This is a genomic window from Devosia sp. SD17-2, from assembly GCF_029201565.1.
GTDB lineage: Bacteria > Pseudomonadota > Alphaproteobacteria > Rhizobiales > Devosiaceae > Devosia.
This window is the reverse complement of record NZ_CP104002.1, coordinates 16,668-37,610: the sequence shown is the minus strand read 5'-3', so window position 1 is coordinate 37,610 and position 20,943 is coordinate 16,668. Positions and strand designations below refer to the sequence as shown.

Here is a 20,943-nt window from a genome sequence, read left to right as displayed (position 1 = left end):
TGGCCAGGGCGCCTGCCCCTGGCCGAGAGATCAAATCTATTCGGCGTGTGCTGCGGGCGGAACGATATCGTCGTCGCCCTCGGCAGCGACGGCAACTTCGCGCATGCTGGCCTGGGCCGCCTGGGCGCGTTCGGAGGTCCCGGCGAGCTCGGGATGTTCAGGTCCGCGCGTCAGAATGCTGGCCAGCGAGCCGATGGTCGAACGCAGGTTGTGGCGGTGCACCACCATGTCCACCATGCCGTGTTCGTAAAGATATTCCGAGCGCTGAAAGCCCTTTGGCAGCTTCTCGCGGATCGTCTGCTCGATCACGCGCTGGCCGGCAAAGCCGATCAATGCGCCCGGTTCGGCCAGATGCACGTCACCGAGCATGGCGTAGGACGCGGTGACGCCGCCCGTGGTCGGATTGGTCAGCACGACAAAGAAGGGCAGCCCCGCCTCGCGCAGGCGCAGCACGGCGACGGTCGTGCGGGGCATCTGCATCAGGCTCAGAACGCCTTCCTGCATGCGGGCGCCGCCGGAGGAGACGAACAGAACGAAGGGTGTCTTGCGCTCGACGGCGGTATCGAGACCGGTGATGATCCCCTGCCCGGCAGCCATGCCGAGCGAACCGCCCATGAAATCAAAATCCTGGATGGCGACGGTGACGGCGCGTTCATAGAGCTTGCCGACAGCAACGATGACGCTGTCCTCAAAGCCGGTCTTGGCGCGGTTTTCCTTGAGGCGGTCGGTATAGCGCTTCTGGTCGCGGAATTTGAGCGGATCGACCGGCACCGAGGCGACCGGGATCAGATCATATGCGCCATCATCGAGGAAGGTCTTCAGCCGGTCCACCGGCTTGATCTTCATGTGGTAGCCCGAATTGGGCACAACCCACTGATTGGCCTCGAGGTCCCGATAAAAGACCATCTCGCCGGATTCCGGATCCTTCACCCAGAGATTTTCGGGCGTGTCCCGCTTGTTGGACAGGAAGGAACGGATTTTTGGGCGGACGAAATTGTCGATCCAGTTCATGGCACGGCCTTTCGCGGTGATCTCGAGAGCGTCTCTCCGAAACGCTCGGGATCACCTACTCGTCAATTGTGGCAAATCTTATCAGGGCGGAGGGGCCAGGGCAAAGCCCGCCTGGCCAATCCACAAGCCCTCAATGCTCGTTTTGGTTAAGAACGCGCGCGTTTCACGCCGCTGGATAGGTCAGCGACAATGGTACGGACCGCGTCAACGGTCTTGTCAGTCGCCTTGCCGTCAACCAGCGAGGTGCGAACGGCCTCGACGAGCACCGATCCGACAACGATGCCATCGGCATGGCGCCCGATTTCTGCTGCGTCTTCGGCGGTCTTGATGCCAAAGCCCACGGCGACCGGCAGGTCGGTATGGCCCTTGATGCGGTCCACGGCCTCGCCCACTGCGCCGCGCGACTTGATTGCCGCGCCGGTCACGCCGGTCATCGAGACATAATAGACAAAGCCGGATGTGTTCTTGAGAACCGCCGGCAGGCGCTTGTCATCGGTGGTCGGGGTCGTGAGACGGATGAAGTTGATCCCGGCCTTAAGCGCGGGAAGGCACAGCTCGTCATCCTCTTCCGGCGGCAGGTCCACCACGATGAGCCCATCGACGCCGGCTTCCTTGGCCTGCACCAGGAACTTTTCAACGCCGAAGGAATAGATGGGATTGTAATAGCCCATCAGCACGATCGGGGTGTTTTCATCCTTGCGGCGGAATTCTTCGACCATGCCGAGAACGCCGAGCAGCGTCTGGCCCGCGGCAAGCGCGCGCTGGCCGCCCAGCTGGATCGCAAGGCCATCCGCCATGGGATCGGAAAAGGGCATGCCCAGTTCGATAATGTCGGCGCCGGCCTGGGGCAGGGCGTTCAAAATCGCCTGTCCGGTGGCGAGGTCGGGGTCGCCCGCCATGATGAAGGTGACGAGCGCGGGGCGGTTTTCAGCCTTGAGCGCGGCAAAGCGCTGTTCGATACGCGACATGATTAGAGCAGCCCCAGATGCTTGCCGACAGATTCGACATCCTTATCGCCGCGGCCCGAGAGGCAGAGAACGATGTTCTTGTCTGCGCCCATGGTCGGCGCGATCTTCATGACCTGTGCCAGGCCATGTGCGGATTCGAGTGCCGGAATGATGCCCTCCAGCCGCGTGCAGAGCTGGAACGCGTCCAGCGCCTCATTGTCGGTGATCGGCTGATAGGTGACGCGCTTGACGTCGTGCAGCCAGGAATGTTCCGGCCCGACGCCGGGATAGTCGAGGCCCGCCGAGATCGAGTGGCCTTCAAGGATCTGGCCGTCATCATCCTGGAGAAGATAGGTGCGGTTGCCGTGGAGAACTCCCGGGCGGCCGCCGGTCATGGACGCGGCGTGACCATTTTCGACATCAATGCCGTGGCCGCCGGCCTCTGCGCCATAAAGGGCAACGTCCGTGTCGTCGAGGAAGGCGTGGAAGGAGCCGATGGCATTGGAGCCACCACCGACGCAGGCGACGACGGCGTCGGGCAGCTTGCCGTGCAGGTCCTGGAACTGCTGCTTGATTTCCCGGCCGATGACCGACTGGAAATCGCGCACCATTTCCGGATAGGGCGCCATGCCGGCGGCGGTGCCGATCAGATAATAGGTGTTTTCGACATTGGTGACCCAGTCGCGGATGGCTTCATTCATCGCGTCCTTGAGGGTCCCGGCGCCGGCCGTGACCGCACGCACTTCCGCGCCGAGCATCTTCATGCGCAGCACGTTCGGCATCTGGCGCTCCACGTCGGTGGCGCCCATGAAGATGGTGCAGGGAATGTCGAATTTCGCGCAGACGGTGGCCGTGGCAACGCCGTGCTGACCTGCGCCGGTTTCGGCGATGATCCGGGTCTTGCCCATGCGCTTGGCCAGAAGGATCTGGCCGATGCAATTGTTGATCTTGTGCGAGCCGGTGTGGTTGAGCTCTTCGCGCTTGAACCAGACCTGCGCACCACCGAGGTGCTCGCTTATCCGCTTGGCGTGATAAATCGGGCTCGGTCGGCCGATGTAATGAGTCTGCAGGTCCTTGTACTCGGCCTGATAGGCAGGGTCGGTCTTGGCGGCGCGATAGGCTGCCTCAAGGTCGAGGACCAGCGGCATCAGCGTTTCCGCGACGAACCGCCCGCCAAAAATGCCGAAACGGCCATGCTCGTCCGGGCCGTTGCGCAGGGAATTGGTGCCATCCATTGGCGGAAGTCCTAACTTGTTCGCCGCCCCCATCGCCCGATTGGCGCTGGAGACTAGAATTTCAGCGTGTCCCGGCCCGAAAAGGGGCAGGGGGTCGCACAGCCTTATACTGCAGCGCGGGCGTTTCGGATGAACGCCTCGATCAGCCGCTTGTCCTTAACGCCAGGCGCGCTTTCCACCCCCGAAGATACATCCACCCCAAAGGGCGGACGCACCGTGCGGATCGCCTCGGCGACGTTCTCTGGCGTCAGCCCTCCCGAAAGCATGAAGGGGACGGAAGGGTCAAGCGCTTCGAGCAGCTTCCAGTCAAAGGTATCGCCCAATCCACCGGGACGGTCGGCGCCCTTTGGTGGCTTGGCATCGAGCAGGATGCGATCGGCCACATCGACGAAATTGGTCACCTGGGCGACATCGTCGGCCGAGCCGATCGGCAGCGCCTTCATGATCTCGACGCCCGCCTCAGCGCGGATGGCGTCGACGCGATTCGGCGATTCGGGGCCATGGAGCTGGATCCAGTCCGGCCCGAGCGCAGCCACTTCCGCCACGCTGCTGTTGTCGGGGTTGACCAGAAGCACACAGGTTTCCACCCGTCCGCGTGCCGCCGATATCAGATCGGCGAGCAGATCGATGGAGACGTGGCGGGGGGAGCGCACGAAATGCACGAAGCCGACCATGTCGGCTCCCGCATCGATCGTGGCGTCCAGCAGGTCGAGGGTTTTGATGCCGCAGATTTTGACGATCAGGGGATCGGCCATTTTGTGGTCGGACTCAAAGGATCAGGAAGATGAAAATAAGGCGGTTGAGCGCGGACATTACCGCAATTCCAGCAGGTCATCGACCTCGGAAACCGAATTGGAACCTGCCAGACCCTGCTTGCGACGTTGCGCCTCAAGCTCCTGGCCCAGGTGCTGCGCTTCGCGCCGCCAGTGCTTTTCGCGGCGCCGATGGTGGCCCTGTGCGAACCAGGTGGCGATTCCGCCGAGCAGGACGCCGACCAGCAGTACGACATAAAGAATGATGAAAAGCGGAATGCCCGCTGAACCTGGGTCCAGTGCTGCAGGCGTCGCAAAGGGATTGAAATAGACCGGCACGAGCTGGCGATTGGCCAATGCAAAGGCGACCAGGCCCAAACAGAGCGGCACCAGGACCAACCAGCCGACGATCTTATTGAGCATCTATTTTCCTAAAATTCGCCGTCTGCCGCCCGTCAGGAGCGGTTGAGACGCTCGCGAATCTCCTTGCCCGCCTTGAACTGGGGCACATATTTTTCGCCGACATCGACCTGCTCGCCGGTGCGCGGGTTGCGTCCGACACGGGCCGGCCGGTTCTTGACTGAAAAGGCTCCGAAACCGCGCAGTTCCACGCGGTCGCCGCGCGCCATGGCATCGCCGATCTCATCCAGGATGGCGTTGACGATATTCTCGATATCCCGCTGGAAGAGATGCGGATTTTCCGCAGCGAGCTTCTCGACAAGTTCCGACTTGATCATGAAAAACTCCGGTTTCCACGCCGCCCCGATCAGGGAATGGGCTCAACCTGCCAAAGCGAAATCAAACCGTCAAGCATTACGGGGCCTTGCCCCTCGAGGCCAAGGATACTGCGGGCCGATCCGGAGACAAAATCCGCCACCCATCCGTAGTTTCCACGGGGCAGGGGCCAGGCCTGGACAATGTTTAAATCCTTGTCGATGCCGTGTTCGCTTTCGAGCCAGACAAGGGCTTCGCGCTCCCCACCAATGGCGTCGATCAGCCCGGTCTCGACCCCGACTCGCCCGGTGACGATGCGACCGTCCGCCAGCGATCGGGCGCGCGCCTCGTCCATGTTGCGGCGCTCGGCGACAATGTCGACGAACCAGTCAAAACTGTCGCCGACCAGCGCTGCGATCGAAGCGCGCACCTCTGGGCTGATCGGCTCGTTGATATCAGGCTCCGCCTTGAGCGGTCCGGAGGCGACCTTGTCGAGATCAATTCCGATGGTGTCGAGCAGCTTGCCGGCATTGACGTGCTGGAACAGCACACCGATCGAGCCAACGATGGAAAGGCGCCGGGCAAAGATCTGGTCGGTGCCCAGTGCCGTCATATAGGCGGCCGAAGCGCCGAGTTCGCGGATCACCGCAACAGTCGGCTTGGCTTCCGAAAGCCGTCGCAGATCCTCATAGAGCTCTTCCCCGCCCGCAGTGGTGCCGCCGGGCGAGTTGATGGCGACGATCACCGCCTTGACGCCGTCATCCTCGGCCAGCTCGTCGAGCAACGCCACGCGCTGCGCATCCGTGCTGATCGTGCCGGAGATGGTCACCCGGGCTATGCGCTCGCCGCCCGCTTCCCCGGGCAGCACGAACCGCCCGACGAGCGCAAAGATGGCAATGGCAGCGGCCAGGAAGGCCAGCCAGCGCCAGAACCCGCGTGAGCGGCGATAGCGGTCCGCCGCCAGGGCTTCATGAGCGGGCGAATGGATTTTGGAGGCAGGATCGGTCACGCATGGTCTCCGGGTCGCTTGTCATCCGACCTAAGCGCCCCGGACATTTCCCGCAAGAGGTCACGCGCGTGTTTGATCGAGGTCCTTGATCATGTAGCGGGCAGCATCCTCGTAGCTCGCTAGCTTGTCGGCGAGCTCGGGCCGATCGCTGGTGCAGAAGCCCTGACGCTCCCAGAATGCCAACGATCCGTTCACCGCAACAAGGCTCATGGTAGCAAAACCCATCACCCTGGCGTGCTTGGTCAGGGCCTCGATGATTTGCCCGGCGGCGCCCAGTCCGCGGGTCAGCGGCAAGAGGGCGATGTCGTGAATATAATAGGTGTCGGCATCTTCGGGCAGGGCGCCGAGCGGGACGTTGAGCTCGGGCAGGCTGCCCAGACGCCACGGATGGCTCAGCACATAGCCGGCAGGTTTTTCGGAGACTTCGAGCAGATAGCAGCCATTGCGATAGAGCTCGTGGCGCTCGGCGAGAACCTCGCGGGCCTCGAAGAAATCGGGATGGACCTTGTTGGCGATGTCGAACACCGCATCGAGGTCATATCCACTCATGGCGCGCCAGGCGATGTCCCTGTGCAGCATGACAAGTCCTTTCAAGCAAAACGGCCCGCACCAAAAGGCGCGGGCCGAAATATTCAGTCTTCAGAGAGACTTACTTCTCGTCGCGACCCTTGAGGGCTGCGCCCAGGATGTCGCCGAGCGAAGCGCCCGAATCGGACGAACCGAAGTTGGCCACTGCTTCACGCTCTTCGGCGATTTCGAGCGCCTTGATCGAGAGCTGGATGCGGCCGGTCTTGCGGTCGTACTGGGTGACGCGTGCGTCGACCTTTTCGCCCTTGCTGAAACGCTCAGGACGCTGATCGTTACGATCGCGGGAGAGGTCAGCACGACGGATGAAGGCAGTGACTTCGCTGTCAGCGATGCGCACTTCGATGCCGCCTTCGTTGACTTCGATGACTTCGGTGGTCACGACCGCGTTCTTGCGGATGCCGCCGGTCTCGCCGCCTGCAACTGCACTCGATTCGGCCAGATCATCAGCAGCGAGCTGCTTGATGCCGAGCGAGATACGCTCCTTCTCGACGTCAACGTCGAGAACCTTGGCCTTGACGATGTCGCCACGGTTGTAGTCGTCGAGAGCGACTTCACCGGACTTCTGCCAGTCGAGGTCGGAGAGGTGAACCATGCCGTCCACATCGCCTTCGAGGCCAATGAACAGGCCGAATTCGGTCTTGTTCTTGACTTCGCCTTCGATGGTGGCGCCAACCGGGTTCTTCTCGGCGAAAGCTTCCCACGGGTTCTGCAGGGTCTGCTTGAGACCGAGCGAGATGCGGCGCTTGTCCGGATCGACTTCGAGCACGACCACGTCGACTTCCTGCGAGGTCGAGACGATCTTGCCCGGATGGACGTTCTTCTTGGTCCAGCTCATCTCGGAGACGTGGATCAGGCCTTCGATGCCCGGCTCGAGCTCAACGAATGCACCGTAGTCGGTGATGTTGGTCACGCGGCCAGTGAACTTGGCGTTGATCGGGTACTTGGCCTCGATGCCTTCCCACGGATCGGCCTGAAGCTGCTTCATGCCGAGCGAGATACGGTGAGACTCGTGGTTGATGCGAACGATCTGGACCTTGATGGTCTCGCCGATCGTGAGCACTTCCGACGGGTGGTTGACGCGACGCCATGCGATGTCAGTGACGTGCAGCAGGCCGTCGATGCCGCCGAGGTCAACGAACGCACCGTAATCGGTGATGTTCTTGACGACGCCGTCAACAACCTGGCCTTCTTCGAGCTGCTGGACGATTTCCGAACGCTGTTCAGCGCGCGACTCTTCGAGGATGGCACGACGCGAAACGACGATATTGCCGCGACGCTTGTCCATCTTGAGGATCTGGAAGGGCTGGGCAACGTTCATCAGCGGCGCGATGTCGCGGATCGGACGGATGTCGACCTGCGAACGCGGCAGGAAGGCCACTGCACCTTCGAGATCGACGGTGAAACCACCCTTGACCTGGTTGAAGATGACGCCTTCAACGCGCTCATTGGCGTTGTACTTCTCTTCGAGCTTGACCCAGCTCTCTTCGCGGCGAGCCTTCTCGCGCGACAGGACGGCTTCGCCCATGGCGTTCTCGACGCGGTCAACATAGACCTCGACTTCCGAACCCACGGTGATGGTGCCGTCACGGCCGGCCTGGCCGAATTCCTTCAGCGGCACGCGGCCTTCAGTCTTCAGACCAACGTCAATGATGGCGAGGTCTTTTTCGATGGCGACGACTTTGCCACGAACAACGGTGCCTTCAGCGGCATCATTGTCGACAAAGCTGTCGAGCAGCATCGATTCAAAATCTTCTTTCGTCACAGTTTGCTGTGCCAAACTTCATCTCCATGCGCCGGTCGTTGGGGGTTGAAATCCTGTCTGAGCACGGGTCCGCTCTGGCGAATGCCAAAGCCGGCGCACGGAGCACCGCCTCCTTGATCAGGACGATCTGGTAGTCTGAAAATCCGGGGCCATTATGGTGCGAGATCGCGGACAAAGGCCCAAGGAGGGAATTAGGAGGGCTATTGCCCCCCTGCCTTGAGCGCCATGGTCCGATCGATGATCGCGATGGCAGCACGGAGTGCCGCCTCTATACTCAGTTGCGTCGTATCGAGCAAGTGCGCGTCGTCCGCTTTATAGAAGCCGCCATGGGGGTTGAGCATGTCGCGGGCGTCGCGTTCCTCGATCTGGTGATAGAGCGCGTAGCGATCGACGGCGAGGCCCCGGCCTTCGAGCTGACGGGCCCGGCGTTCCATGCGCGCCTTGCTGTCGGCCTGGATGAACAGCTTGACGTCGGCGTCCGGGCAGATTTTCGTGCCGATATCGCGACCGTCGAGCACGGCGCCGCCCGGCTGCGTCGCGAACTCCCGCTGGAAGGCAAAGAGCGCCGCGCGGACCTCGGCAATGACGGCCACCCTGGAGGCCATGGCGCCGGCCTCCGCCGTCGTCAGGGCGTCCCGGTCGCCCAGGGCCTTGGCGTCGAGGCTGCAGGCTGCGGCAATGGCGCGCGCCACGAATTCGGGGCCCTCTTCAATGCCTTGGACAGCGCGGCCGACCGCACGGTAGAGCAGGCCGGTGTCGAGATGGGGCAGGCCGTAGTGGTCGGCAAGGCCGGCAGCCAGGGTTCCCTTGCCCGACGCGGCTGGGCCGTCTACGGCGATAATCATGACACCCTCATCCCAAACTCTGGCTATCGGCTTCGGCTTTAACACGGGTTTGCGGGCCCGGGCCACCGGCATGTTCGACGCATTTTGGATTTGACAGGACCCGGCTTTGCACCTAACCGGACTGGCCGACTATATGGCGCGACCGCGGCGGTCGAAGCCTTGAGCAATCCCCCTACGACGAGGCATGAGAATGGCCAACTCCGAACGCGGTACCAAGCGTACCGACCCCGATACCGGCAAAAAGTTCTACGACCTCAACATGGACCCGATCGTCTCGCCCTATACCGGCAAGTCCTATCCGCGGTCCTTCTTCGACCAGCTCGTCTCCGGCAAGGCCGTTGCGGCGCGCAAGGTTGATGATGAGGATGAGGTCGAGGAGGATGAGGTCGAGGACGCAGCAGCGCCCGAGCTGGTCAGCCTCGAGGATGCCGACGCCGAGGAATCCGGCGGCGAGGATATCCCTGATGTTGAGGACGTCGTGGTCGACGAAGAGCTCGGCGACGACGAGGAAGACGTTTTCCTCGAGGAAGACGAAGACGAGGACGACGGTCTGGGCTTTGACGTCGGTAGCGACGAAGACCGCTGATTCTATTTACCTTTTTCCATCGGTGGGGTTTTCCACCGATGGAAATAAAAAGTGTCACAAGGCACTTGCGCGGCGCGGAATCATCATCTAGGTTCCGCCTCGTTCGGACGGGTTCCCACCCCACCGATTAGAAAAAATGGGGCCTTAGCTCAGCTGGGAGAGCGCTTGCATGGCATGCAAGAGGTCAGCGGTTCGATCCCGCTAGGCTCCACCATTTCCCCCTTATTGGTTAGCAGACTGTTAGCATTTGGCCTTGCCGAAATGCGAATGCGTCATGCTTTGGTTGCTTGCCGGTTGTCTCGCCCGACGCGCTCCCTATAGTGGGCGTCCCTGCAGTTGAGGGGCGCGCTTTTTGTCGTCCATACAAGACACCGATCTGAGGCCGGCCGCAGCGCCGCCAAGCCGCTTGCGACGGCTGCGCCGCTTCGCCGGCCGAAGGCTTGACGCGGTCTCGACCGGCGGCTGGCTGTTCGGCCTTCTGTTTGCCGCCCTTTCGCTCACCCCTTCGCTGATTCCCCGCACCTCCGTCGTCCAGGGCATATTGTGCGGCTGCGCCTTTGCAGCCGGCTATGGCATCGGGGTGTTCCTTGAATGGCTGTGGAATTTTCTCGAACTGAGGTGGCCGAACCGCAAAGTGGCGCGCTGGGTCGGGCGGCTTTATGCCGGGCTGTGCCTTGTGCTGGTGGTGTCCTTCCTCTGGTTCTGGACCGGCTGGCAGAACTCAATCCGCGCCGGCATGGGCGAGGCCCCGCTTGAGGCGACCCAGCCCCTGCTGGTGGCATTGCTGGCCGTGCCGCCGGCCCTTGTGCTGATCGGAGTGGGAACGCTGATCGTTCACGGCGTGCGCCTCGTCGCCCATTGGCTTGGCCGACTGATTCCCCGGCGCGTCGCGCTGGTCGGGGCCATGATCCTGATCGGGCTGACGACAGCGACCATTGGCGACGGCGTCATCGTGCGTGGCGTTCTCTATTCGGCCGACCGATTCTACGGCGATTTCGACCGGCTCGCCGGCATTACCGCACCAGCCCCCACCGATCCGCTGAAATCAGGCAGTGCCGGCTCCGTGATCGACTGGGACACGATCGGCATGGATGCGCGCGTCTATGTCGAGAGCGGGCCCGGGGCCGAGGATATCGCTGACCTTACAGGTCGCCCGGCGATCGAGCCGCTGCGCGTCTATGTCGGGCTCCGTTCGGCCGAGACGCCCCTGGAGCGCGCCGAGATGGCGCTGGCAGAGATGGACCGCATCGGCGCCTTCGACCGCTCTGTGCTGGTGCTGATCATGCCGGTCGGCACCGGCTGGGTGGAGCCGGCGGCCATCGACACGCTGGAAATCCTCCATGGCGGGGACGTCGCAAGCGTTGCGGTGCAATATTCCTATCTCACCAGCTGGCTGTCGCTGGTCTCTGAGCCGGATGTGGGCGTGGAAACGGCACGGGCGCTGTTCAACGTCGTCTATGATCGCTGGCGCGACATGCCGGAAACGGCGCGGCCACGGCTCTACCTCCATGGCCTCAGCCTTGGAGCCTATAGTTCTGCCGCCTCGAGCTCGCTCTACGATATTCTGGACGATCCCTTCGACGGCGCGCTCTGGGTGGGCCCGCCGTTCGCCACGGCCGCCTGGCGGACGGTGACGGCCAATCGCGACGAGGGGTCGCCCATATGGCGGCCGATGATCGGCGACGGCTCCGCGGTGCGCTTTGCCAATCGGGGCGAGGATCTGCATGGGGCCGACAACTGGGGGGCCCTGCGCATCGTCTATCTCCAATATCCGACCGACCCCATCGTCTTCTTCGATACGACCCTGCTTTATCGCGAGCCGGCCTGGCTCTCGGGCGAAAGGGCGCCTTCAGTGTCGCCGCTGCTCAACTGGTATCCGGTGGTTACCTTCCTGCAGCTGGCGCTCGACATGGCGCTGGCCCAGACAACGCCGACCGGCTTTGGCCATGTCTACGCGCCGCAGGATTATTTTGATGGCTGGGTGGCAGTGACCGGGGCCGATGACCTCACTGCGGCCGAGATCGACGCTTTGCGGGTAAAGCTCACGCGGCATGGCGATCGCACCCATATCGAGGGCGGCTGGTTCCGGCGGTAGTTTTTTGGGTTTTTTCGGGTGTGCCGTGAGCGGGAGTGCGCGGAAGGATGGATCACCCGGACGAGCCGAGTGATGCGGCGGCACATGGAGAATGGCTCTGAGGAGACGCCGTGATGCCGCCTCGGCTGTTCGCGTGTCTGGCCGCGAAAACGCCGGATCGAAAATCCCAAAAACCCAAAAAACTAGAAATCGAGGTCGGCGTAGCCTTTTGAGGGGGGCATGGCGACGACGCGGTCGTTGAGGAGGGTGCGGAAGGCTGGGCGGGACTTTATGCGCGAGTACCAGTCGCGGGTTTCGGCGGCCTTGGCCCAATCCATGTCGCCGAGATAGTCGAGCGTCGAGAGATGGGCGGCGAGCGCGAAATCGGCCAGGCTCATTTCATCGCCGGCCAGCCAGTTGCGGCTGGCGAGGAGCCAGTTGAAATAGAGCATGTGCTCGGCAAGGTTGGATTTTGCGGCGCGCAGGACGGAGGGCTCGGGCGTGCCCTTGAGGTCGCGCTTGGAAATCTTTTCCTCGAAGAGGTAGCGCGTGACCTCGTCGTTGAATTTCACCAGCATCCATTCGACGAGGCGCCACATTTCGGCGCGCGCCAGCGGCTCGGCTGGCAGGAGGCCTGCGACAGCCTGGGGCGCATAAAAATCCTCGACCGCATGAATGGCGGCAAAAATCCCGATGATGGGGATTTCCGCTTCGGTGACGAGGATGGGCAAGGTGGCGGCCGGATTGAGATCGAGCAGATAGTCCTCGCGCAGCCAGGGCTTTACCTCTTCGACGTCGAGCGGCACGCCGTATTCGGCACACATCAGCCGAATGAGACGCGAAGCTGGATCGAGGGGGTAGTGCACAAGCGTGGGCATGAACGGGCTCTGTCTGGGATCACGGCCGACGTCTTCTGCCTTGCTTGGCGATTATCGCGAACAAAGCTAAGAGGACGCACAGCCCAAGGAATGAGTTAGGGGATGAGATGAACGCCGATCAAGGTCTTTTTGTGCCTTTGGTGTTGGGAATTATCGAAGGGCTTACCGAATTCCTTCCGGTGAGCTCGACTGGCCATCTCCTGCTGGCCGGCCATTTTTTCGGTTTGAGCCAACCTGCTACCTTTATCGTGCTGATCCAGCTCGGGGCGATCCTGGCGGTTATCACCGTCTACTTCGCCAAGCTGGGGCTGCTCATTCGCGATGCGCTGATGGGCAAGGCCTATGCCTGGCACTTCGCCGTGGCGGTGGTGCTGGCCTGCATTCCGGCGGTTCTGGTGGGTGTGCTGTTCCGGGAATATATCCAGCAGGTGATCTACGAGTCCCCGCTGGTGATCTGCATATCGCTGCTGGTGGGTGGCGTGGTGCTGCTGATCGTCGATCGCATGCCGAAAGCGGAAAAATACGACGATATCTATACCTTCCCGTGGCATCTCGCGGTGGTGGTGGGCTTGTTCCAGATGCTCAGCCTCGTGCCCGGCGTGTCGCGCTCTGGCTCGACCGTGGTCGGCGCCATGCTGTTTGGCGCGACAAAGCGGGCGGCTGCGGAGTTCACCTTTTTCATCGCCCTGCCGATCATGGTGGGGGCGTTCGGCTATGATCTCTACAAGAGCCGCGATCTCATCGACATGAGCCTGGGGCTCAATATCGCCATCGGCTTTGCCGCCTCGTTCGTGGTCGGGGCGCTGGTGGTGAAATATCTGCTCGATTTCGTGTCGCGCCACGGCTTTGCGCCCTTCGCCTGGTGGCGGATTGTTGTCGGTGGTGCGGGGCTGATTGCGCTGCTGGTGATGGGCAGCTGAAGCTTTTTGTGGAGTTAAGACCCCCACCTAACCTCCCCCTGGTAGGGGGAGGGACGCATCGCGTTTGTTGAGAGGGTTGTGAGCCCCCAGGAACTCCTCCCCCTACTTCAGGGGGTGGCTAGGAGGGGGCGCTGAAACCCTTACCGCGTCGAGGGGTCTAGACCCTTGTAGTTGGCCGGGATGGAAAAATAGGAGCGCGGGATCTCAACGCCCTTTTGGACGTCGTAGAGCGAGAAGGTGAGTTCGGCGCCGCTCGGCTCGACGAGGCTCCACTGCGCCAGATCCTTGGTATCGACGTCAAAGATCAGCGACACCTGGACGGTGCCGGCGACCGTCTGGTCAACCACTGTGATCGACATGTAGCCGTCCGAAGTCGAGACATCGACGACATTGGCATTGAGCAGGTTTATCTGGTCGCCGAGGAACTGGCGCAGCGGGATCGAGTCCTGCGGATAAGCGTAATAGGTCTCGTCAGAGCGGTTCAGCACGTAAAAGCCGCGGCCGACCGAGACGATTTCCTCGCGGGAGGGGGGATTGTAGCGGAAGCGCACCTTGTCGGGGCGCTCGAGGAAGAACGTGCCTTCCGTGCGCCCGCCATTGGTGTCGATCTGGAGGAACCGGCCAGCCATGGTGCGGATGGCGGTGTTGTGGGCGTTGATTTCGCCGATGAGCTGCTGTTCCTCAGGGCTGAGGGTGCGACCCTGGGCCAGAGCGGGGAAAATGGGGACCAGGGCCATTGCGGCACCAAGCAGGAGGGCATGACGGCGAATCATCGTCTGGGATTTCCTCGCGGGCGTTTTCAGGTCAGACTAGGCTAGGCAGCAATTACGGCAAGAGGTGGAAAGTTCCATCCGCCGGTTCCCCCCATTGTGACGGAGTTGACCCTTAAGATGAAGCGCTTTGCCTCTATTCTCATATTGGTGCTTGTGGGCACGCTGCCAAGCCTTGCCGCGCTGCCACCGCATTATCAGCGGCAGGCGGAGATCGAGGCTGTGCTCGAGGCAGCGGTGGAAGTGCTCGGGATTTCCAAGCCCGTGGATGGCGTGAGCCTTGTCGAGGCCGACCGCTATGAAGTTCGGTTCGGCGACTGCACCATGATGGTGCGCATCGTCGACCTGCCGGGCAAGGGAGGCGGCATGGTCGGGCCGCGCCAGTTTTCCGCCATGCCCGAGGCGCCGCACTGCCCGCCGGTCAAATAAGGATTTTGCAGAACCCATTGAAAAGGGCGCCTCCCGGGAGAGGCGCCCTTTTTGTTTTCACAAACCAGATCCGGCTCAGTAGCCGTCGGCGTTGTTGCCCACGAGGATCTCGCGCTTGCCGGCATGGTTGGCCGGGGAGATTACGCCTTCGCGCTCCATGCGCTCGATGAGCGTGGCCGCCTTGTTGTAGCCAATGGCGAGGCGCCGCTGGACATAGGAGGTGGAGGCCTTCTTGTCGGTAAGTACGATGTGGACGGCCTTGTCGTAGAGCTCGTCGCCCGAGCCGGCATAATCGTCGCCGCCGCCGGCAGCGCCACCATCCATGCCACCCTCCTCGTCATCGGCGGTGACCGAGTCGAGATAATCCGGCGCGCCCTGGCTCTTGAGGTGTTTGACGACGGCTTCGACCTCGGCATCGGACACGAAGGCGCCGTGGAGGCGCTTGGTGCGGCCGCCTGAAGCCATGTAGAGCATGTCGCCATTGCCCAGGAGCTGTTCGGCACCCTGTTCGCCCAGAATGGTGCGGCTGTCGATCTTGGACGTCACCATGAACGAGATACGGGTCGGGAAGTTGGCCTTGATCGTGCCGGTGATGACGTCCACCGACGGACGCTGGGTCGCGGTGACGATATGGATGCCGGCGGCGCGGGCCATCTGTGCGAGGCGCTGGATGGCGCCTTCGATGTCCTTGCCGGCCACCATCATCAGGTCTGCCATTTCGTCGACGATGACGACGATATAGGGCAATGGCTCGAGATCGAACTCTTCGCTCTCATAGATCGCCTCGCCGGTCTCGCGGTCAAAGCCGGTCTGGACGGTGCGGCTGATGGTGCGACCTTCCTTGGCGGCTTCGGAGACGCGCTGGTTGAAGCCGTCGATGTTGCGCACACCGATCTTGCTCATCTTGCGATAGCGGTCTTCCATCTCGCGCACGGCCCATTTGAGCGCCACGACGGCCTTTTGCGGGTCGGTGACAACCGGCGTCAGCAGATGCGGGATGCCGTCATAGATGCTGAGTTCGAGCATCTTGGGGTCGATCATGATCATGCGGCACTGCTCAGGGGTCATCTGATAGAGCAGCGAGAGAATGAAGGTGTTGATACCCACGGACTTGCCCGAGCCGGTGGTGCCGGCGATGAGCAGGTGGGGCATGCGCGCGAGGTCGGCGATGATGGGTTCGCCGCCGATGGTCTTGCCGAGGCAGATGGGGAGCTTGCCCTTCATCTTCTCGAAATCGGACGAAGCCAGCATTTCGCGGAAGAAGACGGTTTCGCGCTTCTGGTTGGGCAGTTCGATACCGATCGCATTGCGGCCCGGCACCACGGCGACGCGGGCGGAAATGGCCGACATGGAGCGGGCGATGTCATCGGCGAGCGAGATCACGCGGCTCGACTTGATGCCGGGCGCGGGCTCGAGTTCGAAGAGGGTGACAACCGGGCCGGGGCGGACATTGATGATGTCGCCCTTGACGCCGAAATCCTGCAGCACTTCTTCAAGCTTGCGGGCCATGGCCTCGAGACGCTCGGGCGCGTGCTCGGGGGAAGGGCCGCCGACGCGCGGCTCGGCCAGGAGGCTGAGCGCGGGCAGCTCGAACCCGGCGGGTTCGTCGAGCAGGCTCGGCTGGGCTTCGCGGAAGACGCGCTGGCCCTGGGCTGGACGCGGAGCGGGAGCCGCAACGCGGGGCGCTGCGTGATCGACCGGGGTAAAACGGGAATCGCCGCGCTGGGTGTGGCTGACCACCGGCACCGAAGTATCGGGTGTGAACGGGATGTCGGCGTCTTCGACCTCGTCGGGATAGTCGATCTCGGTCTCGTCATAGGCCGGACGCGCATTGAAACGCGCCGAGACCGGTTCGTGCTGCGGCTCGAAGACGGGTTCCACGGGAGCGGCATGGGCAGACGGCGCGTGCACGGCCGGGGCATGGATGCGGCGCTGCGGCGCGGCGAAGGCAGGTTCGCGGACCTCGACGTCGGGCTGCTGTGGCTCAAGGCCTGGCTCGGCGGCATGATCGCGCCATTCCTGCTCCTCGGCGTGGCGGGCGGCATGATCGGCACGGGCGCGACGGAAAGCGGTGCGCAGCGAATAGCCCATGTGGACGACGGCGCCAATGGCGACCTCGACCAGCGGGTTGGGTTCGCGCTCGTCGACGCTGTCATCCTCGGCAGCACCCTTGCGGGCCTTGCGCGGGGCGGTGGGGATGGCGGTGCCAAGACCCATGGCGATCCAGAAAAGGGCCATGGCGGGCGCGGCGATGATGACGGCAAAGAGCGCCGCCGTGATCGGCTGTGGCTCGGCGCCGGCGACACTGGCGGCCAGATTGGAGAACAGCATGCCGGAGAGACCGCCCAGCCCGGTGGGCAGCGGCCAGGTTTCGGGCAGCGGAATGAAGGCGAGGACGCCGGTGGCGAGAATGGTGGCGCCGATCCAGCTCAATACGCGCAGGCCCAACTTGGTGGGTTGCAGGCGGCGCGACATCGCCCAGCCCCAGAGGGCGACGGGCACGACCATGACCAGCGAGGCGAGCCCCAGGAACTGGAAGAGGATGTCGGCAATTGCCGCGCCCGGATAGCCCAGCCAGTTGGCGGGCGACTTGGCGGTGGCATAGGACAGCGACGGATCATCGACCGACCATGTGGCCATGGACACGAGCATCACCGCACAGAGCGCCAAGAGCATCATGCCTGCGATGCGCAGGGGAATACGGATGGAGATGATCGGGGCCGGTTTTGGCATGGCGGCGCTGGGCCGGGCCTTGCCCCGTGCACCGCGGGGCGGCACGGGACGGACGTCATCGAGCGTTGGTACGGGGGAGCTGGGCATGGTCACGCAATACTTTTACCGGGCAGCGACCATTCGCAGACCCGAGTGGGCCCATGCTAGCGGGCTGTGGTTAATCGCATGCTAACCATCGGAAATTGTTGGTAAACAATTGGTTTGAATGAATTTTTTAAGGTTCCGGCGGCGATGGCGCCGAGAATCGCGGGCGGGCGGCGCCGGAGCGCCACCCGCAGATTGGCTCAGTTGTAGGCGCGTTCGCCGTGGGTGGTGAGGTCGAGACCATCGCTCTCACCATTCTCGGTGACGCGGGCGCCGCCGAAGATGGCCTTGACGATGAGCATGGCAACGAATGCCACGACACCCGACCAGATGATCGCCACCAGCACGGCCAGCACCTGGGTGACCAGCTGGCCGCCCATGGCATAGCCTTCGGCCCCGAAACCACCGAGGGCAGGATCGGCGACGATGGCGGTACCGATGGCGCCGACAATGCCGCCAACGCCATGGATGCCGAAGACATCGAGGCTGTCGTCATATGTCAGCATCGGCTTGAGGGTGACGACGGCCCAGAGGCAGACAAAGCCGGTGACGGCACCCAGAACAATCGCGCCGAACGTGCCGGCAAAGCCTGCAGCCGGGGTGATGGCGACGAGGCCAGCGACCGCACCGGAGATGAAGCCGAGGGCCGAGGCGTGGCCGCGGGTGATCTTTTCGCCGATTGCCCAGGCAATGGCAGCGGCGGCAGGCGCGGTGATGGTGTTGAGGAAGGCCTGTGCGGCCAGACCGTTTGCGCCCAGAGCCGAGCCGGCGTTGAAGCCGAACCAGCCGACCCAGAGCAGGCACGCGCCGATATAGGCAAAGACGAGGTTATGCGGGGCAAGCGGTTCCTTCATATAGCCAAGGCGCGGGCCGAGGACGATGGCCGCCACGAGCGCTGCAACACCGGAGTTGATGTGGACCACGGTGCCGCCGGCAAAGTCGAGCGCGCCCATGTTGAAGAAGAGCCCGGCGCCGGACCAGACCATGTGCGCGATCGGCAGATAGGAGAAGGTGAACCAGATGGCGAGGAACGCCATGATGGCTCCGAACTTCATGCGCTCGGCAATGCCGCCGACCACGAGCGTGGCGGTGATGCAGGCAAAGGTCAGCTGGAAGACCACGAAGACCAGCTCGGGAATGGTGCCCGAAACCGAATCGGGGCTGACATTGGCGAGGAAGAAATTGGAGAAGTCGCCGATAAAGGCCGAGAGCCCGCCTTCGGTGGGGCCGGAGAAGGCCAGCGAATAGCCATAGGCGACCCAGAGCAGGGCGATCATCGAGAACGCGCCGAAGACCTGGGTAACGACCGAGAGCACGTTCTTGCCGCGCACGAGCCCGCCGTAGAAGAGGGCGACGCCGGGAATGGTCATGAGGATGACGAGGAGGGTCGAGACGATCATCCAGGCGGTATCGCCGGTATCGATGGCAGCGACTTCCTCGACCACTGCCGCCGCCTCGGGGGCGGCATCCTGGGCCAGGGCCGGCAGAGTCAGAAGGAGGGAGGCCAATGCAGCGCTCCCCAAGAGTTTGGACATTTTCATAGAAGAATTGCCTCCGGAAGGGGTGACGCTCAGAGCGCGGATGAGCCGGATTCGCCGGTGCGAATGCGGGTGACGGCAAGAAGGTCGAGCACGAAGATCTTTCCGTCGCCGATGCGCCCGGTCTGGGCGGCATCGCGGATCACCGTGCTCACCTGATCGGCGAGCGCGTCATCGACGGCGATTTCGAGCTTGAGCTTGGGCAGGAAGTGCACGGCATATTCGGCGCCGCGGTAAATCTCGGAATGGCCCTTCTGTCGGCCGTAGCCCCGAACCTCGGTAACGGTCATGCCATGAACATCGAGGGTAGTCAGAGCCTGACGGACTTCTTCGAGTCGCGACGGCTTAATGATAGCAACCACCAGTTTCATAGAACCCCCTTGGCGCCACGCGGCGCGTGCTGGACGCCCAAACAGACTCAAGCGCCGTGCCAAGTCGGAACACGGCGGATTCTATTGTTGAGTCAGGGACTTGCCGGGGAGGGGGAGGAGTGGTGCGCGGAGGAGCGAATAAACTGCCCCAAATTTCAGCAGCGCCGGCGATTTGCGCATAATTTTTAGGCGCGATTGCCAGGAGTGTGCAGTCCGCACGATTTGCGAGTGGGAAGCCTCTGTGGCGGGCCAAGAGGGCGCGAACTGCACGCTGCCGGCAAGCGGCGGGGTGAGGTGGCCGGAAACCGGCCACCTCGAAGGGTTTACTTGAACTGGGGGTAGGCTTCGACGCCCACTTCGGCCACGTCGAGACCAAGCTCTTCGTCTTCTTCGCTGGGGCGCAGGCCCATGACGGCCTTCAGCACCATCCAGGCGACGATGGAGATGGCGAAGGTGAAGACGCCGACTGCCACGATCGAAACCAGCTGACCGAAGAGGCTCGAATCGGGGTTGGTGAAGACCACGGCGATGGTGCCCCAGATACCGGCGAAGAGGTGGACCGGGATGGCGCCGACAACGTCGTCGATCTTGAACTTGTCGAGCAGCGGGACAGCGAAGACCACGATCACGCCACCGACGGCGCCGATGAGCGAGGCGGTACCAAGGCCCGGGGTCAGCGGTTCTGCAGTGACCGAGACCAGGCCGGCCAGCGCGCCGTTGACGACGAAGGTCAGGTCGACCTTCTTGTACATGATGGCGGCGAGAGCGGCGGCTGCAAGCGCGCCACCGAGGGCACCGGCATTGGTGTTGGCCATGACGCGACCCACGTCAGCAATGTCGCCGATCGTGCCCATGGCGAGCTGGGAAGCGCCGTTAAAGCCGTACCAGCCCATCCAGAGGATGAACATGCCGAGGACGACGAGCGGCATGTTGGAGCCCGGGATCGGGTTCACGGAGCCGTCGGCATTGTACTTGCCCTTGCGTGCGCCCAGAACGATGGCGCCGGCGAGAGCGGCCCAGCCACCAACCGAGTGAACCACGGTGGAACCGGCAAAGTCGAGGAAGCCGAAATCGGCATCGAGGAAACCGCCGCCCCACTTCCAGGAGGCCTGGATCGGGTAGATCAGCGCGGTCAGGATGGCCACGAAGATCAGGAACGGCCAGAGCTTGATGCGCTCGGCAACCGTACCCGACACGATCGAGGCTGCGGTGGCGCAGAACATCACCTGGAAGAAGAAGTCCGAGCTGACCGTTGCATAGGTGAGGTCTGCAGCGTCGGCGGTCAGGCCAACCGGCTCGAGCACGGCAATACCGACGGCGCCAAGGATGTTCGGGATCATCCATGCGTCGCCCGGATACATCAGCTTGTAGCCGATGACGTAGTAGGCAAGGCAGGCCAGCGAATACATCAGGATATTCTTGAGCAGCTGCATGGAGACGTTTTTCTTGCGCACCATGCCGGCTTCGAGCATCGCAAAGCCCGCAGCCATCCAGAACACCAGAATGCCGCCGAACAGCATCAGGAAGCTGTTGAGGATGAATTGGGTCTGCAGCGGGGTATCGCCAGCAACGACCGCTTCCACGGCTTCTGCAGCGTCCTGGCCGAGCGCCGGCAGCGTCATCAGCGTTGCGCTGAAAGCAGCGCCGCCCAGGAGGGCGAGGGGGAGTTTGAACCCTGTCATTGTTTTTCTCCTTGA

Annotated in this window: 20 protein-coding genes and 1 tRNA gene; 5 read left to right on the top strand and 16 right to left on the bottom strand. The window is 62.8% G+C overall.

Annotation, left to right across the window (positions count from 1 at the left end; translation table 11 throughout):
• Window positions 1–36: 36 nt before the first annotated feature.
• The 10 genes from accD to NYQ88_RS00140 all read right to left on the bottom strand — a co-directional run bounded on the left by accD (window position 37) and on the right by NYQ88_RS00140 (window position 8,863).
• Window positions 37–1,011, bottom strand: coding sequence for an acetyl-CoA carboxylase, carboxyltransferase subunit beta (gene accD / locus NYQ88_RS00185; protein WP_275652985.1), 975 nt, complete (start codon window positions 1,009–1,011; stop codon window positions 37–39).
• 146 nt (window positions 1,012–1,157) lie between these two features.
• Entirely contained in the window at window positions 1,158–1,979 is an 822-nt protein-coding gene (gene trpA / locus NYQ88_RS00180; RefSeq protein ID WP_275652984.1) for a tryptophan synthase subunit alpha, read from the bottom strand.
• Between the two features lie 2 nt (window positions 1,980–1,981).
• On the bottom strand, window positions 1,982–3,193 hold the full coding sequence (gene trpB / locus NYQ88_RS00175; RefSeq protein ID WP_275652983.1) for a tryptophan synthase subunit beta: 1,212 nt from the start codon (window positions 3,191–3,193) through the stop codon (window positions 1,982–1,984).
• Window positions 3,194–3,297: 104 nt separating this feature from the next.
• The gene (locus NYQ88_RS00170; protein WP_275652982.1) at window positions 3,298–3,948 is read right to left on the bottom strand and encodes a phosphoribosylanthranilate isomerase; all 651 of its coding nucleotides are present in this window, start codon (window positions 3,946–3,948) and stop codon (window positions 3,298–3,300) included.
• A gap of 57 nt (window positions 3,949–4,005) precedes the next feature.
• Window positions 4,006–4,368 carry a lipopolysaccharide assembly protein LapA domain-containing protein gene (locus tag NYQ88_RS00165; RefSeq protein WP_275652981.1) on the bottom strand — a complete coding sequence of 121 codons (363 nt, stop codon included), beginning with the start codon at window positions 4,366–4,368 and terminating at the stop codon, window positions 4,006–4,008.
• Between the two features lie 32 nt (window positions 4,369–4,400).
• Window positions 4,401–4,682: an integration host factor subunit beta gene (locus tag NYQ88_RS00160; protein WP_035099264.1), complete on the bottom strand. Its 282-nt coding sequence runs from the start codon at window positions 4,680–4,682 to the stop codon at window positions 4,401–4,403.
• A gap of 29 nt (window positions 4,683–4,711) precedes the next feature.
• The gene (gene sppA / locus NYQ88_RS00155; RefSeq protein ID WP_275652980.1) at window positions 4,712–5,668 is read right to left on the bottom strand and encodes a signal peptide peptidase SppA; all 957 of its coding nucleotides are present in this window, start codon (window positions 5,666–5,668) and stop codon (window positions 4,712–4,714) included.
• A 60-nt stretch (window positions 5,669–5,728) separates the two neighbouring features.
• Window positions 5,729–6,247 (bottom strand): GNAT family N-acetyltransferase, encoded by a 519-nt coding sequence (locus tag NYQ88_RS00150; RefSeq protein ID WP_275652979.1) that lies wholly within the window; start codon window positions 6,245–6,247, stop codon window positions 5,729–5,731.
• A 70-nt stretch (window positions 6,248–6,317) separates the two neighbouring features.
• On the bottom strand, window positions 6,318–8,033 hold the full coding sequence (gene rpsA, locus NYQ88_RS00145) for a 30S ribosomal protein S1 (protein WP_275652978.1): 1,716 nt from the start codon (window positions 8,031–8,033) through the stop codon (window positions 6,318–6,320).
• A gap of 185 nt (window positions 8,034–8,218) precedes the next feature.
• Window positions 8,219–8,863, bottom strand: coding sequence for a (d)CMP kinase (locus NYQ88_RS00140; protein WP_275652977.1), 645 nt, complete (start codon window positions 8,861–8,863; stop codon window positions 8,219–8,221).
• Window positions 8,864–9,053: 190 nt separating this feature from the next.
• Between NYQ88_RS00140 and NYQ88_RS00135 the strand changes: the two genes are divergently transcribed.
• From NYQ88_RS00135 to NYQ88_RS00125, 3 genes are all read left to right on the top strand, one after another.
• Complete coding sequence (locus tag NYQ88_RS00135; protein WP_275652976.1) at window positions 9,054–9,449, top strand: TIGR02300 family protein; 396 nt, start codon at window positions 9,054–9,056, stop codon at window positions 9,447–9,449.
• 138 nt (window positions 9,450–9,587) lie between these two features.
• Window positions 9,588–9,663, top strand: a tRNA-Ala gene (locus NYQ88_RS00130).
• A gap of 138 nt (window positions 9,664–9,801) precedes the next feature.
• Window positions 9,802–11,544: an alpha/beta-hydrolase family protein gene (locus tag NYQ88_RS00125; RefSeq protein WP_275652975.1), complete on the top strand. Its 1,743-nt coding sequence runs from the start codon at window positions 9,802–9,804 to the stop codon at window positions 11,542–11,544.
• 182 nt (window positions 11,545–11,726) lie between these two features.
• Here the strand turns inward: NYQ88_RS00125 and NYQ88_RS00120 are convergent, their stop codons facing one another.
• The gene (locus NYQ88_RS00120) at window positions 11,727–12,401 is read right to left on the bottom strand and encodes a glutathione S-transferase family protein (protein WP_275652974.1); all 675 of its coding nucleotides are present in this window, start codon (window positions 12,399–12,401) and stop codon (window positions 11,727–11,729) included.
• Between the two features lie 107 nt (window positions 12,402–12,508).
• Here NYQ88_RS00120 and NYQ88_RS00115 point away from each other — a divergent pair, with 107 nt between their 5' ends.
• Window positions 12,509–13,321, top strand: coding sequence for an undecaprenyl-diphosphate phosphatase (locus tag NYQ88_RS00115; RefSeq protein ID WP_275652973.1), 813 nt, complete (start codon window positions 12,509–12,511; stop codon window positions 13,319–13,321).
• 140 nt (window positions 13,322–13,461) lie between these two features.
• Here NYQ88_RS00115 and NYQ88_RS00110 read toward each other — a convergent pair whose 3' ends face one another.
• Window positions 13,462–14,094, bottom strand: coding sequence for an outer membrane lipoprotein carrier protein LolA (locus NYQ88_RS00110; protein WP_275652972.1), 633 nt, complete (start codon window positions 14,092–14,094; stop codon window positions 13,462–13,464).
• Window positions 14,095–14,211: 117 nt separating this feature from the next.
• Here NYQ88_RS00110 and NYQ88_RS00105 point away from each other — a divergent pair, with 117 nt between their 5' ends.
• Window positions 14,212–14,520, top strand: a complete 309-nt coding sequence (locus tag NYQ88_RS00105; protein ID WP_275652971.1) for a hypothetical protein — start codon at window positions 14,212–14,214, stop codon at window positions 14,518–14,520.
• Window positions 14,521–14,595: 75 nt separating this feature from the next.
• On the opposite strand, the gene NYQ88_RS00100 is transcribed toward NYQ88_RS00105, so the two are convergent.
• The 4 genes from NYQ88_RS00100 to NYQ88_RS00085 form a co-directional block, all read right to left on the bottom strand.
• Window positions 14,596–17,340 (bottom strand): DNA translocase FtsK, encoded by a 2,745-nt coding sequence (locus NYQ88_RS00100; RefSeq protein ID WP_275654972.1) that lies wholly within the window; start codon window positions 17,338–17,340, stop codon window positions 14,596–14,598.
• Window positions 17,341–17,537: 197 nt separating this feature from the next.
• Window positions 17,538–18,878, bottom strand: coding sequence for an ammonium transporter (locus NYQ88_RS00095; protein WP_275652970.1), 1,341 nt, complete (start codon window positions 18,876–18,878; stop codon window positions 17,538–17,540).
• A 29-nt stretch (window positions 18,879–18,907) separates the two neighbouring features.
• Window positions 18,908–19,246, bottom strand: a complete 339-nt coding sequence (locus NYQ88_RS00090; protein ID WP_275652969.1) for a P-II family nitrogen regulator — start codon at window positions 19,244–19,246, stop codon at window positions 18,908–18,910.
• A 323-nt stretch (window positions 19,247–19,569) separates the two neighbouring features.
• Window positions 19,570–20,928, bottom strand: coding sequence for an ammonium transporter (locus tag NYQ88_RS00085; protein WP_275652968.1), 1,359 nt, complete (start codon window positions 20,926–20,928; stop codon window positions 19,570–19,572).
• Window positions 20,929–20,943: the final 15 nt, after the last annotated feature.

Excerpts from the sequence above, each read along its gene's own strand:
- accD (WP_275652985.1), bottom strand. The coding sequence starts at position 1,011 with ATGAACTGGATCGACAATTTCGTCCGCCCAAAAATCCGTTCCTTCCTG.
- trpA (WP_275652984.1), bottom strand. The coding sequence starts at position 1,979 with ATGTCGCGTATCGAACAGCGCTTTGCCGCGCTCAAGGCTGAAAACCGC.
- trpB (WP_275652983.1), bottom strand. The coding sequence starts at position 3,193 with ATGGATGGCACCAATTCCCTGCGCAACGGCCCGGACGAGCATGGCCGT.
- NYQ88_RS00170 (WP_275652982.1), bottom strand. The coding sequence starts at position 3,948 with ATGGCCGATCCCCTGATCGTCAAAATCTGCGGCATCAAAACCCTCGAC.
- NYQ88_RS00165 (WP_275652981.1), bottom strand. The coding sequence starts at position 4,368 with ATGCTCAATAAGATCGTCGGCTGGTTGGTCCTGGTGCCGCTCTGTTTG.
- NYQ88_RS00160 (WP_035099264.1), bottom strand. The coding sequence starts at position 4,682 with ATGATCAAGTCGGAACTTGTCGAGAAGCTCGCTGCGGAAAATCCGCAT.
- NYQ88_RS00150 (WP_275652979.1), bottom strand. The coding sequence starts at position 6,247 with ATGCTGCACAGGGACATCGCCTGGCGCGCCATGAGTGGATATGACCTC.
- NYQ88_RS00140 (WP_275652977.1), bottom strand. The coding sequence starts at position 8,863 with ATGATTATCGCCGTAGACGGCCCAGCCGCGTCGGGCAAGGGAACCCTG.
- NYQ88_RS00135 (WP_275652976.1), top strand. The coding sequence starts at position 9,054 with ATGGCCAACTCCGAACGCGGTACCAAGCGTACCGACCCCGATACCGGC.
- NYQ88_RS00120 (WP_275652974.1), bottom strand. The coding sequence starts at position 12,401 with ATGCCCACGCTTGTGCACTACCCCCTCGATCCAGCTTCGCGTCTCATT.
- NYQ88_RS00115 (WP_275652973.1), top strand. The coding sequence starts at position 12,509 with ATGAACGCCGATCAAGGTCTTTTTGTGCCTTTGGTGTTGGGAATTATC.
- NYQ88_RS00110 (WP_275652972.1), bottom strand. The coding sequence starts at position 14,094 with ATGATTCGCCGTCATGCCCTCCTGCTTGGTGCCGCAATGGCCCTGGTC.
- NYQ88_RS00105 (WP_275652971.1), top strand. The coding sequence starts at position 14,212 with ATGAAGCGCTTTGCCTCTATTCTCATATTGGTGCTTGTGGGCACGCTG.
- NYQ88_RS00100 (WP_275654972.1), bottom strand. The coding sequence starts at position 17,340 with ATGCCCAGCTCCCCCGTACCAACGCTCGATGACGTCCGTCCCGTGCCG.
- NYQ88_RS00095 (WP_275652970.1), bottom strand. The coding sequence starts at position 18,878 with ATGAAAATGTCCAAACTCTTGGGGAGCGCTGCATTGGCCTCCCTCCTT.
- NYQ88_RS00090 (WP_275652969.1), bottom strand. The coding sequence starts at position 19,246 with ATGAAACTGGTGGTTGCTATCATTAAGCCGTCGCGACTCGAAGAAGTC.
- NYQ88_RS00085 (WP_275652968.1), bottom strand. The coding sequence starts at position 20,928 with ATGACAGGGTTCAAACTCCCCCTCGCCCTCCTGGGCGGCGCTGCTTTC.